At 37.2% G+C, this 13942-nt stretch carries 9 protein-coding genes and 2 pseudogenes; all 11 read right to left on the minus strand.

The window, feature by feature from the left end; all coding sequences use genetic code 11:
- Window positions 1-85 precede the first annotated feature (85 nt).
- The 11 genes and pseudogenes from LIT25_16080 to LIT25_16130 all read right to left on the minus strand — a co-directional run bounded on the left by LIT25_16080 (window position 86) and on the right by LIT25_16130 (window position 13860).
- Window positions 86-1359, minus strand: a pseudogene (locus tag LIT25_16080) (IS110 family transposase).
- A 444-nt stretch (window positions 1360-1803) separates the two neighbouring features.
- Complete coding sequence (locus LIT25_16085) at window positions 1804-3297, minus strand: S8/S53 family peptidase (GenBank protein ID USK32128.1); 1494 nt, start codon at window positions 3295-3297, stop codon at window positions 1804-1806.
- A gap of 535 nt (window positions 3298-3832) precedes the next feature.
- Window positions 3833-4228 carry an NUDIX domain-containing protein gene (locus LIT25_16090; protein USK32129.1) on the minus strand — a complete coding sequence of 132 codons (396 nt, stop codon included), beginning with the start codon at window positions 4226-4228 and terminating at the stop codon, window positions 3833-3835.
- A 120-nt stretch (window positions 4229-4348) separates the two neighbouring features.
- A complete protein-coding gene (locus LIT25_16095) occupies window positions 4349-5566 on the minus strand; it encodes an MFS transporter (protein USK32130.1) in 1218 nt (405 codons plus the stop codon).
- A 577-nt stretch (window positions 5567-6143) separates the two neighbouring features.
- Window positions 6144-7417, minus strand: a pseudogene (locus LIT25_16100) (IS110 family transposase).
- 225 nt (window positions 7418-7642) lie between these two features.
- Window positions 7643-8344 carry a cytochrome c biogenesis protein CcdA gene (locus tag LIT25_16105; GenBank protein USK32131.1) on the minus strand — a complete coding sequence of 234 codons (702 nt, stop codon included), beginning with the start codon at window positions 8342-8344 and terminating at the stop codon, window positions 7643-7645.
- 199 nt (window positions 8345-8543) lie between these two features.
- Window positions 8544-8873 carry a hypothetical protein gene (locus LIT25_16110; protein ID USK32132.1) on the minus strand — a complete coding sequence of 110 codons (330 nt, stop codon included), beginning with the start codon at window positions 8871-8873 and terminating at the stop codon, window positions 8544-8546.
- 451 nt (window positions 8874-9324) lie between these two features.
- Window positions 9325-10611, minus strand: a complete 1287-nt coding sequence (locus LIT25_16115; protein USK32133.1) for an IS110 family transposase — start codon at window positions 10609-10611, stop codon at window positions 9325-9327.
- Between the two features lie 234 nt (window positions 10612-10845).
- Entirely contained in the window at window positions 10846-11688 is an 843-nt protein-coding gene (locus LIT25_16120) for a tyrosine-type recombinase/integrase (protein USK32134.1), read from the minus strand.
- Window positions 11689-12501: 813 nt separating this feature from the next.
- Complete coding sequence (locus tag LIT25_16125) at window positions 12502-12750, minus strand: hypothetical protein (GenBank protein ID USK32135.1); 249 nt, start codon at window positions 12748-12750, stop codon at window positions 12502-12504.
- A gap of 54 nt (window positions 12751-12804) precedes the next feature.
- The gene (locus LIT25_16130) at window positions 12805-13860 is read right to left on the minus strand and encodes a hypothetical protein (protein ID USK32136.1); all 1056 of its coding nucleotides are present in this window, start codon (window positions 13858-13860) and stop codon (window positions 12805-12807) included.
- Between the last annotated feature and the right edge of the window lie 82 nt (window positions 13861-13942).

The following is a 13942-nucleotide window of genomic DNA, read 5'->3' on the forward strand; positions in this document are numbered from 1 at the left end:
ATTTGAAATCCTACGAATAAGACAACATTCAAAATTAAAGTTAACTATTTTATATGATACATTTTATATAACTAATGTTTTATTTCTATGCTGCTAAAGGGGATAATACTTGGACTTTATTTGGACAGTAAGACTCGTTTCGTCGTGCTATTCCTACAAAAATCCTTGCTAGTTTACCTATCAGTTTCATTATTGACTTCATTTTTTTTATCTTTTTTACCTTCACATTATGGGAATGGACTGCTTTAAACTCAGGGTTATTCATCACAAGGCTCATAGTTGCTAAGTAGAGGAAGCGTCGTAGTCTTGACCTTCCACGCTTTGAAATAACAATCTGACCTTTCCATTTGCCTGAACTTGCCTCTGCTAGATGTAATCCCGCATGACGTAATAGAGAGTTTCCGTGAGAGAATCCACTTAGATCTCCTGACTCACCTAGTATCCCAGCTAATGAAATTTCACTTATTCCTTTAATCATAAGTAGTTTTTTTGCAAATGGTATTTTGTTGAGAACTTCATTAACTTGTTGTTCAACTCTTTCGAGTTGTTTTACAGCGAGGTCATATTCTTCTAATAATTGTTCTAGATGGAATTTATAAGCATCAAGTGCTTGTCCAGTTCCAATAGAAGATTTTGCTAGATTGATCAGTAATTGAGCTTTTTTAGGTCCTGGTTGTCTTTTCATTAATGACTTCCATCCCCTCATGACATCTAGTTGCTCCATTGAAGATATTTCATATGGAGTTGGAAACAAACGAAGGGTTGCGATGGCACCTTTACACGAAACATCTTTAAACACTTGTCTCAGCTCTGGAAAGACAACATCTACCCATCGATTTATTTGATTAATAGACATTACGAGACGTTTTACAATCACATCACGATTAGACATTAACACTCTAAGCTTCTCAAATGATTCTGATGATGGGCGAATAAAGGAGTAATAGCCGTTTTTGACCATATCCGCGATAACGAGAGCATCTTTTTTATCACTCTTAGATTGAGTTTTATCACGATTTTCTTTATTCCTTTTACTAAGTGGGGATTGACTGTTACTACCTCAATATTTTGGTTATATAACCATTTTGATAGGTTAATCCAGTAATGCCCTGTAGGCTCCACACCTACTATTTCTGCATCTAAGTTTTTTATTCTTTTTAAATCTTTAATCCAGTTTAATAGTTTAACGAACCCCTCTTCATTATTTTCAAATGTAATAGGGTCTCCAATTACAATTCCACGGAAGTTAACTGCTCTGGCAACGTGTAGTTGTTGAGCGATATCCACACCAACAATAAGATGTGTATCGGAAATTCTTTCTATTAGTTGATTTTGTTTGTCTTGCATTTTAAAATTCATAGTAGGGCTTCCTCCTTAAGACTCTGAGTTAGATTGGACTCTATACTCGTATCTTACTGAGGGGCTCTATTTTTTTCAAACCTGATATTTAACGATCTACAGGAATGCTAAACTGCCCCGTTAGTTTAAGTGTATCACTTCACAATTCCAATAGAGTAGAGTCTATTGAGACAGACATAAAATCGTGCAAAATAAGGATTCTTAAAGTCTCATACGACTTGTCTCAAAACTCTTACCGTTGTAAATCCGCATTTTCCTGACTGTACCCCTTTTAGACTTTGGTTATTAAACAAAACTTCCCCTTAGCAGTATTTAAAAAGCGTTTCCTCTTATTGAAGAAACGCCCCCGATTGTGGAATATCATTTATGTTGTCTTATCGAAGAAAAGCGCCCTTTAACGGAATAACCGAAACATGGAATTTGTTCAAAATAACTTAATTCATCTTATATACCCGTTCTAATTTCTTTTAATTGTAACTTTTCCTTTTTGTATTGTTTATAGGCTTCATGTAAAGCATTTGCTTTTTCAGCTATTAAATCTGGATCCGGTGTAAGTTCAAATTTTGGAAATTCCGATGACTTTAATAGATATTTGTCTACACACCATCGTACAGACAAATTTTCATCTTTTGCCCAAGGTATCCAAGATTCAATTTCGTTTGCTGGAGCATCTTGAAGAAGGCCATACATATATATCCCTCTCACACCTCCTTCACTTTCTGTCTGTAATTGGGCCCAGAATTTTTCTCTTTCTTCCGAATTTGCTGGTTTATGTAATCCTGAAACAGCAATGTTTCTAACGATACTTGAGGGATCTAATGTATACATCCATAAGTCTTTCCTGCTGCAGAGAGAGTGTTCTACTAGATATGATAGAGCTAAAGCTCGTTCTATCTCGCATTTCGATTGTAATGAATTTGTAGGATTTTCTACAGTAATTGGCCTTTTTATTTGAGGAGGAACATTGTTTGAATACCCTGTTTCCAAGGCTTTTAATACTTTTGAAACATTGACTTTTGGTGCAGGGTTATCATAGTTATCTATATAATCTCCCAGTTCCTTTAGAACATTTTTAAGTAATTGAATGTCGATATGTGGAAACTTTGAAAATAAGTATGCACAAATACCTGCTATTAAAGTTCCGGATCCACTTGTTCCGCCATAAAAGGCCACAGATCCTATAGAGCCATCTTTTTTATGAATAGGTACGGGTAAATACGTTCTTGGTCCTAAAATATCAGGTCTCATATGTCCATCCCCATTCGGTCCCCATGGTTCATCGGTATGAGGGACATGTTGCTTTAAATCAGCGGAACCTCGATCGTTATAACCGCCTACAGCTAAATATTCAACAGGTGGTCTAATATTCGTTATTCTAGAATTTCCATTCGAACATACCACTAGAATGTCTTTTTCTAAAACTGGGGCCAGTGCTTTTACCGTGGAATTGTATCGGGTATTTTTTAACAAGTGAGTATTATCTAAAGCATGCCATCCCATACTTAAAACAATCTTTATATTCCATTGTTCTTGTTTCTCTAAAAGCCAGTTGATTCCTTTTTGTAGTCTCTCTCCTTCTCCTTCTCTAAATGCTCCATGGTTTAGTACTAAGAAGGTTGCTGCGGGAGATATTCCTGTATGAAGTTTACCATTGATTTTGCAAGGTTGATGGGCTAAAGAAAGGACAGTTAATAATCCGTGTTCATCTTCAAAGTTTTTTATTTCTGCCGGTTCCTCAAATGCAGGCATCTGTACTTTAATCGATAAATCGTCATGAACAGTAATGTATATAAGCCGTTCTTTTAAATGTTGGATACTTTGATGTGGTTTTAAGGTGTCGATGATTACGATTCCTATATTGTGACCCGATGAATTAGAATCTGGAGCATCTGGAAACCCTAACCTTAACCAATTTGGATCATACTGAGTTTCAATCAATTTATTCACTCCTAAATTTGACATAGTACGCTTAACATCCCTTTAACTTAATAATAATCATCTCAAATTGCCAATATTTCCTCAATAAGTTATTCAAGAATCTGGCCCTTTTGTAGAAGAACTTCAGAATCCACTTACTCCGTTAAACTGCCCTTTAATTCAATAAGAAAGGCGACACTTTGTTAAGCGATCGCCCCCGATTGTAGAATAGCGTTTATTTTAATTGCTTTATAAAAAACAGTGAAAACAGGGTCCTATTTATCCCTGTTTTCACTGTTCTTTATAGCTTCCACTTTATCTTCAAGGCTCTTAATACGTGCCTTTGTTTTATTGTTGGTTCGGAAAAACCAAACAAGTATTAAGACTATAATTAAAAGATAAGCATAACTTAAAAATTGAAAAATTAAGTCACCAATATTCAAAATAATCACCTTCTCATTCATTTATTATGTATAACTTATATACGATTGTTTAGCATTTATGTTTCATTCTAAAGTAAAGTTCTACAGTTTTATTAATGCCATTAATGCCCCCTTTAATTGAATAAGGCCTGTATTTTATCAGCAACTTCTTTAGGTTTAACATTAATGTAAAAAAGTTCTTTAATGTCTATCCACATAGGTATATAGGAACCCTTAGCTCTTTCGTTATCTGTGAACTCTAGACCTTGTCCGGTGCCGAAAGTGCCACCAACAATTTCTCCTAAGAAGAAAAACTGCTTTCCATTAAACTCAATTTCTGCAATACATTCATTCACGCATATCTCGATTCCTAACTCTTCAAACGCTTCTCTTTTTGTTGCTTTCTCAGGCGTTTCGCCTATTTCTATTCCTCCACCTGGAAAGACATAATAAGTTATTCCATTTCTTATTCGTTTTATTAAAGCAACTTTGTTATTTTCTATAAGAACAGCAGAAGCTCTATCTCTCATAACAACCTCTCTTTCTTAGATAATTTCTGACAAAACCATTGATAAGTAAAGGGCGTTCAAAAAGCCCCTGTTTAGCTTAATAAAAGAGAGGAGTAAAATACTCTCCCCTCTTGCCAAAAATTATATGTTATTCTTTCTCAACTGTTGTCTAAACAAATCCTTACTCTTTAAAGCCATAATGCTAACTACCGCCAGTAAACCCCCAGAAAGAATAAAAATACTACGGACGCCGAAATAATCAGAAAGAATACCCATTATTAGCGAGGCAACTCCGAATGTACCTGTTCCAATTGTACCAAGGGAAGTATACACAGTTGCCAATTGTTCTTTTGGTACGGATGTCTGAACGACTGTTTGTTGAGGAATATTTTTTAATTGCCCAAAAAGACCAATTAAGGTGGACAAAATCAATGCGATTACAGGGAAACTCGTCAATCCAAATACAATCGTAAAAACGCACGACATAAAGGCTCCTGTAATTATAAAAACATTACGATTTTTATCTACAAATATGGAAAATTTAATACATAATAAACTTCCTACTACTAACCCTATAAAAAAAGAACCGTTGATAAAACCCCACCAATATTCTTGTGCCTTTAATGCCTGCTCGACATAAACCAATAATATTGCTGCTATCCAAACGGAGCCAGCGATAGTTTCAAAAAACTCCATACGAACCACTGTTTTTAACAGGGGTGTACTACTAATCGTTTGCCATCCTTGTGTTAATAGTGTCCACTTTTTTTCTTGCGTTTCATCTTTGTTTTCCACATTTTTCAATACACCTAATATGATGCTCGAAAAAACAAATAGCACAATAACTATCCAAATCAGCTGGTTTGGATTGAATACAATTAATAGCATACTTCCAAAAAACCAAGTCCCTATTTGAATAGACTGGGTAATTGTTTCTGCTATTCCGTTTGCTTTGACTAAGCTATCCTCTTCCACATAATATGGAATTAAAGTCTGTCTAATTGGATTTGCACAACCATCAAGGAGAGCAATCAAAGCAATCACTAAAAATATTAATGTAAAGTTACTTGAATCTACACCTACAGTCAAAAAAATGCCTAATCCAAATAAAAAAACCGTTTTTCCTATTTGCGAACCAGTTAATAAATGTTTCAAGTTAAACTTACCTATTAGCAGTGGTGTTAAAATGCTTGAAATAAACATAGAAAAAGTAATGGTAAACGGAACGAAAGCAGATGCGGTAGCTGATTCGGTTAAACTATAAATTATGCTAATAACACCGACAATGTATAGCACATCACCTATATTAGCTAGTGATTGACCGAGCATTAAAAAAAGAAAGTTTCGATTTGATTTCAAATTTATCCCCCATTTCTAAATTGTCTTTAAAAACAGGGAAGTTAAATTGGAATATTTCGCATAAACTTTTCTCCTTTTATATATGCAATATGATAAAAACCTCAGGGGGATAACAAGACTTATCACTTTTGCATCTGAATTTTATAATTTATATGATTACTTGAATTTTTAAAGTATTGTTAAACTCCCTCTGCTAGATGAGTATTTCTCTCGAATGCTCGCTTATTCGCAGGATTTCAATCCACTTGATAGAATATGAATGAATGAATAAAAGGGGTTATGACCGTTTTGACAATGTGAAGGCAGATGGAAACAGAGGATTCAATATAAATCCTATAATATTCCATATGCTGCACGCATACTCCACGATGCCCCTGGAGGCTTTCCCTCCCATGTCTCAACGGGTCATGTTGACATGCCCTTTCATTCCTTCGTCATGCCTATCCAAGGGGTGGAGGCTGGTTTTGCTAACCTAACGGGTCATTGCCCTTTTGTTTAACACATCCAGTACTCCATGCTTTCTTTGAAATCCTACGAATAAGCCAATACTCGCGAACATCTACTCAAATGGCTATTTTTATGCTGCTTCTTGAGTGATTGGGAATACTCTCTCTGGTACATATTCAGAACCACTTCTAGCCATTCCTACCAAAACTCTAGCGAGTTTACCGCATAACTTCATGACGGATTTTATTTTCTTCATTTTTTTCACCTTCACATTTTTAGAATGAATCGCTTGAAATTCAGGATTATTCATGATGAGGCTCATCGTCGCAATAAACAGGAACCGTCTCAGTCGGGACCTTCCTCGTTTGGACAAAATAATTTGTCCTTTCCATTTACCAGAGCTCGCTTCGGAGAGATGCAGCCCAACATGGCGAAGTAGAGCATTACCGTGAGCGAATCCACTTAAATCACCTGATTCACCGAGAATTCCAGCTAATGTGATGGTGTGAATCCCTTTAATGGCAAGCATCTTTTCAGCAAAAGGTACCTGCATAAGCACATTTGTTACCTCTTGTTCAACGGCTTCAAGTTGGACAGTCGCAAGATCGTATTCCTCTAGTAACTGCTTCAATGGAACTTATGGGCGTTAAGAGCTGATTGAGTGCCGACAGATCGGTTTGCAAGAGTGATCAATGAATGAGCCTTGGCAGTTCCGGCATGTCTCTTCATAACTGTTTTCCATCCTTTCACGATATCATCGGCCTGTAATGAACGAAGTTCAAGTGGAGTAGGAAACAAGCGAAGCGTTGCGATGGCGCCTTTACTAGTCACGTCTTTAAATACGTCTCGAAACTCAGGAAAGACAATGTCGACCCATCGGTTAATCTGGTTGATTGAACTCACACGTCGTTTGTTTACCACGTCCCGATTTGACATGAGGACACGAAGTTTTTCAAATGATTCTGGCGTGTAATAAACGATTGTATAGTAACCATTCTTCACCATATCAGCAATCACAAGTGCATCTTTTTTATCGCTTTTTGATTGAGTATTATCTCTGTTTTCTTTGTTTCTTTTTACGCGATAAGGGTTTACAGTGACAACCTCTATACGTTTTTCAGATAACCATTTTGATAGATTCATCCAGTAATGACCGGTAGGTTCCATCCCGACGGTGGTTTTTCCTAGTTTATATATACGTTTAAGGGAATCAATCCACTGAAGAAATTTTGTAAATCCGCCTTCACTGTTTTCGAATGTCAAAGGATCACCTATTATAATACCCCGGTAGTTTACAGCTCTGGCAACGTGGAAGTGTTGAGCAATATCTACACCCACAACAAGATGGTGATCTGTAATTTTTTCAATCAGTTGATTTTGTTTGTTTTGCATTTTAAAATTCATAGTAGAGCTTCCTCCTTAAGATGGTTTAGATTGGTGTCTATTTCATCTTACTGAGGGGGCCTCTTTTTTTCAAAGTTGAAATTAACTCACTACAGGAATGCTAAACTGTCTCGATTGCTTAAAATCAATTACAGATAAGCGCCCGATTATAAAAGTTTGTCCTGGAACATTCACGCTGCATAGATATCGTGAAAGACCAGCCTAATTACACCGTAATAAGAATTCTTAGAAACCTGTAAACCCCCTAAATACATAACTTGATAAGAAATTTGTTATTTTAGTCATCCAACCAAAATATAAAAACACGCCCATAAAAATCATTGCATACCCACCAAATTGGTTTATATTTCTATTGTATTTTTTAATCCATTTAGAATTTCCAATGAAAAATGACATTAAAAAAAATGGTATTGAAAAACCAAATGTATAAGCAATCATATAAATTAAACCCTGCCCGGTATATAAACCTAAAGTGATAACGGCACCTAATATTGGTCCAACACAAGGTGTCCAACCAGCAGCATATCCTATTCCAATTAAAACGGAACCTAAATACCCTGAAGGACGATTTTTAAATGTGATTTTTCTATCCATCATTAAGAACTTTGGTTTCAAAATGCCAACAACAACCAAACCAAAAAACACTATTAAAATTGCTCCTATCTTTTGAATTAGATCTTTGTATTGAGAAAAAAGACTACCGATAATTGATGTTGATAATCCTAGAACAACAAAAATAATAGAAAACCCAAGCAAGAAGAAAAAGGTATGAAGCATTGCACTACGATTTAGTATGGAATTATCTCTTAACTCCCCCACCGACATTCCTGTAATATAAGATAAAAATGCAGGATAAAGAGGTAAACAACACGGAGATATAAATGAGAAAAACCCTGCACCAAAAGCCAAAAAAATATTTAAGTCCACATATTCATCTCCTACCACCGTCTAATTTCTATCCATCACAAACTTACACAGTCACATATTCCATTAAACTGTACATTTCTGGAATAACATACCATTCAAGGTGAATCACTTAATTTCCTTCCTTACTCCACAATCCTGCCCTTTACTTTAATAAGAAGAAGCGACACTTTGTTAAGTAATCGCCCCCGTTTGCCGAAGATTAATTTGCGATGTTTTTACGTCTTATATAAAAGGTAATTGGGTTAACAAATCCAAGGATTAAAATTACCAAGAACATATAGGTAGTAACTACATCTCCTCCTAAACCAAGTTCATCTACAATTATTGCATCGTAGTATAGCAATTGTGCAGATGCAATTACCGACACTATTGATAATCCCACCACAGAAAGACCACTCACCATTTTTAGCCTTATTTTAGGAAAAATGATAATAAAAAACATAAGCAAAGCTGTAATAATAAACGTGACAAAAATAGGTCTTAATAATGTGAATGCTCCTAAGGTTTCGAATGAATCGTATGTATACATAAGCACCTCCAAAATCTTCTTATTCAACAATCCTCCCTCTATAAAGAAAGGAATAACTCTGGATTTCTAGCTTTTTCTTAAGATTTCATCATGGTTTATTTTAATTAGACATCAAAGCTATGGATGTAAGTTGAAAATAAGGATATTTTTGGAGTGTCAGAGAAAAAAAGTCCTTAACTGCCTAACCACTCCTATCCAAAAAGTGGTTACCTAGTAAAAGTATGGTTGCACTGGTGGATGTCCACATGTCTCATGGAGGTCAACCCTCCCATGTCTCACAGAGTCTATGCTCCAAAATTCCTTCGTCCAACCTTTCCATGAGGTGGATGTCAGTGATGCTGCCCGACAGGATCAAAGTCCGTAGTATTGTTGTTTTACTGACTAATCCGTGCTTCAAATGTCTAAAATAATAAACCTAATAAAACTAAATAAATAACCAACTAAATGAATTCTAAGCTGCTTTCTGTAATGGTGCCATATGGGGAATATCCTTCAACATTCTATCTTCACTAAATTCACATTGTTTTGTACCAATCGTAAAAAGAATTCGTATCAGCTTATTACATATCGCTATAAGAGACTGCATTTTCTTTAGAGGATTTGTTTTACGTGTTGTAAAATACTCATGTAAAGCTTTAAAAGCAGTGTTCTTAGCTACCAAAGGCATCGCTACTCGGAAGAGGAGAGCCCTCAGTGTCTTCCTTCCTCTCTTTGTAATCTTCGTTTGCCCTTTGTGCTTTCCAGAGGTATTCTCCTTTAAGCTTAATCCAGCTAACTTGATGATTTGTCGAGGGTGAGAATAGTAACTTAAATTCCCTACTTCTGAAAAGAAGCCAGCTACAGTGTCCTTGCCGATTCCTGTGATGGCCAACATTTGTTGAACACCTGGTATCCGTTCAAGGAGTCCATCAATATCAGATTCTAGTTCTTCGAACTTTTCATTTATTAATTCATACTTGTCTAGTAAAGTGCGAAGCTCTAATTTAGCCATCCTTGAACCTTCACGAATACCAATAGAGTCTTTGGCTACTCGTTTAAGTTCTTGAATTTTACTGAGTCCAACCGCACGTTTTACAGCTTTTCTGAGATGAATGAGGATCTCTTGTTCCGAGACTATCTCTAACTCATGTGGTAATACATTTAACTTTAATAATTGTAGTGCTGATTTTCCTTCCCAATCTTTAAACACTGTTAAGAATTCAGGGAAATATCGATCTAACCAGTTATGAATTTGCCCCTGCACAGCTTGTAAGTCAACAAATAAGAGATCGCGTATTTTCCTTGCCACACGAAGTTCTGCATAAACTCCTTGTGGAATATTAGGTTCGGCATATCTTCCATCTTTGACTAGCTGTGCAATGACTTTTGCGTCCTTCACATCATTTTTGGTTGGAGAATTATCATCTAATTCTTTAGACTTCTTCACATGCATAGGATTTACCACGACAAACTTAATCTCCTCTTCTTTCAGAAAATGAGCGAGGTTGAGCCAATAATGACCTGTCGGCTCCATTCCAATAATCACCTTATCCATGCCTTGTTGTTCCATCAAATGTTTTATCCAGCCTAAAAAAAGATCAAAATGTGATTTGGTATTTTCAAAGTGACATGGTGCACCAAACTCTAGGCCTCTAAAGTCTTGAGCACGAGCTACATGCTTGTACTTCGCAATATCTACACCTATAATCAGTGTTTCAGAAGTAATTTGAGCAATCTTTTCATTTTGGTTATAATTCATATTGATGGCCTCCTGGTATATATGTTTTGTCCTTTTCGCAGCCCGCTTCAGGACACTCATATCATACCAAGAGGTTATTTTTTTGTTCAAACCTCATTTTTCTTCATTACAGGAATGCTGCCCAATTGCTTAGTAACAATTATTTCAAAATTTGTAAATGTTAACAATTGTTTTATCGAGAATAAATAGAAAAAACACACTCTCTAAGAATGTGTTTTTTGATGCCTTTAAAATCTAAAAGTATTTACTATATAAATCCTGTCTTAGCTTTCCACTTAGCTGAGCATAAATTTTAGTTGTTTCACTCTTTTCGTGTCCAAGTAAACTTTGTATGACTTCAATAGGGGCTCCATTATTGATCATATGTGTTGCATAACTATGTCTTAATTGGTGGGGATGGATATTCTTCTTTATCGCAGCTCGACTAGAAATCCGTTTAATTATATATCTTATTTGATCTATGCTCATTCTTCTGTGAGGACGCCTTTCAGTAACAAACAAGCATTCATCTTGATCGTCTCTATCATCAAGGTATCTCTTTAACCATAGAGAGCATCTTGTATTAAAGTATACTTCTCTTTCTTTATCTCCTTTTCCGTGTACAATAACTGAGTTTGTAGAAAAATTGATGTCTTCTCGATTTAATTTTACTACTTCTCCAATCCTGCAGCCGGTAGAATAAATAAATTCAAATAAGGCATTTTCCATAGAATTGTGGCAAGCTTCACGGAGATATTCTATTTCGAGTTCTGATAGAAACTTTGGTATTCTCTTGCCCAATTTTGGTTCTTTTAACTTGGCAGCAGGATTCTTTTTAATATACCCTTCCTCATATGTCCACTTAAACAGAGAGCGTATACATCGAACTCTATGTCCTAAACTAGAAGGTTTTAAATGTTCTCCTGCATTAATTAGGTAACTTTTAAGCTTATTAGTTGTTATTTGATTCACATCAATGTTTCCAAAGTATCGCAATAAAAGTTTAAATTGAAAACAATACGTTTTTATTGTCTGTATTGAGTAACCTTCAATCTTTTTATCGAGATGATATTTCTCCCAAACATCAGATAATAGCATAAAATCACACTCCTACACTATAAACCAATTAATCTTATTTATATTTTGAACAAAAATAACAAGCTTCATACTTTTCTTATTCAACAATCTAAAAATATAAATCTAATTGCCATTACTGAATCTCCTGTGGGAATGAAAAAGGAGCGTATACCTTGTCCAAGTAATCATTTACAGAATATAACTTACCTCTTCAGATTTTGCTAGTTCTGCTATCCTTAGTAGTTTTGTTTCCATTCATTATTCCTACCTCTATGTGTAGTAAATGTGTCCCTAGTAAGGGTGATTACTGGTAGCAGCCTTTCCTCCATCGGCATTACCCAACTTCATTGGTACTACGCTGCTATCCGACTCCCTACATCGGCATTTGGTTTCCTTGCTTTTTATCGCTTGTGCACCATACTCTTCTAAAAAAAAGAAAAGACCGGTAGGGTCTCCCGAGTTGCCGTATCATATCAATGTATAACGTGCCAAGGTCTATGACTCCAGAGAGGTTTTACCCTTCTTGCCTTTAACGAAAGATAAAATGTAGCTTTCTGCAGCGCGTAAAGCATCAGCCCTCTCGATTTACAATCATTATGGAGCTCAATCCCTTCAACCAGTTGGCTTTCGGCCCGCCACCTCACTGTCTACGCTTAAAGACTAAAGTTACCTTTAGTCCTCCAAGACTCGCTACGAGCGAATGGCTAGTTCTTACTCGACGGGAATCCCACCCGTTATATGATACGACCTAGGCTCAGCCGCACAAGCGCCCTATTGTTGAAGATCATTGCTTAAACCTTATTCAAGATAAGCACCCGTTACTTTAAGTACATATCATTTTTCGTTGCTCTGAGTATCACTCGTTTTTCCGCTGGGTCCAGTGCTCTTCTCTCCGTTCTGAGTATCAGTCGTTTTCTCGCTGGGTCCAGTGCTCTTCTCTCCGTAAAGTGAGGAAAAGTTCTCGCGGTCCTTAGTGCCAGCCTCGTTTTTTGCTTCGTTTCCGCTTCCACCCTGCTCGGCTGGCCGTGTATCTCTGTCTCTCTCGCTGAGCTCTTTGTTGATTTCTTCCTTTTTCTCTGTCATTTTCCCATCTCCTTGTGCAAGGGTATTGTCCTTGTCATTTATTGGAACGTGAATCTAAACTGGCAGTGGTGGCGGATATGGGCTCCAGACCGGATAGTTCCATGGATAGTTGTACCAGGGGCGCTTTCTCAGTTCTAGCGCCTTCAATTCAAGTCTGTGAGGAGCGCCGTGATTCCAGTATCCTTGTGCGATAGTTCCTTTCCATTGAATTTGCACCGGAATCATGAGACCCGGTTGGAAATTGAGTTCCCAGCATCCCACGCGCAGATCACATTCACGCGGCCAGTGCGAGCTTGGCTGGTTATCTGTCAGCCTGCCTTCCATGATGCCTCCATCTTGAGGGCCGAAGGAATGGGCTACCGGTGCATCTTTGGTGAGTGCAAAAGCACCACGGAAGGTGTAGCGATGATTGTCTGTTGTGCCCACAACATTGAGCCAGTTGTCTGCGCCTTTCGAAAAGTTTAAGTTCAGTATGCCCCAAGCATACGCTACACCATCAACAGTAATTTGGTATTTGCCGTTAAATAACCTGCACCAATCCTCTGCGTCGGGAGGACAAACCTGCAGCATACTCACGCAATCATTGTTCTTGCGTCGGTTGATCAAAAAATCGTAGATGTCATTCCATTTTGTGAGGTCAGTTACGGTAAGGCAACCCGCAGAAACTGTTCCAGGATGAAGATAGCGTGCTCCTTCCAAACCGATTGGAAACCAGGAAAATTGATACGGACCGGCTTCAGGATAATTGTTTTTATGATCAGTATCCACGACCTGTATACAATGATTCCCTTCAGGAATAGGATTATATGGATCGGTTTCCGCTTCATACTCGACCTGGTGCGGGATGCGGAGCAAATTTTTCGCTGGGTGGAATTTCAAAACTTCTGAGGGTTTATAGCTAGTCACAGGGCCGAGCGCTTTAGCCTGAGAATCGACGCTGTATTTTTGATCCTTTGCCCGTCCTTCAAGCACAGTGAAATAATCTCTTCCGTTAGTTGTACCTGTGTGATCGACTTTCAGATATTGTGGCAGCTTTGTCTCTTTTCCGGCTGCATCGAGGACCTTTAGAAAGCCGTTCCCATCCCACTTTACGATCATCTTAACCGTCATAACTATTGCCCCCTTGCACGATAATTGGCGCTGGTTGGGGATAGTTTGCCTTATTCTAACGGCGCTTATGCATGCGCGGCAG

It is taken from the genome of Bacillus sp. F19 (assembly GCA_023823795.1).
In the GTDB taxonomy this organism is placed as follows: Bacteria; Bacillota; Bacilli; order Bacillales; family Bacillaceae; genus Bacillus_P.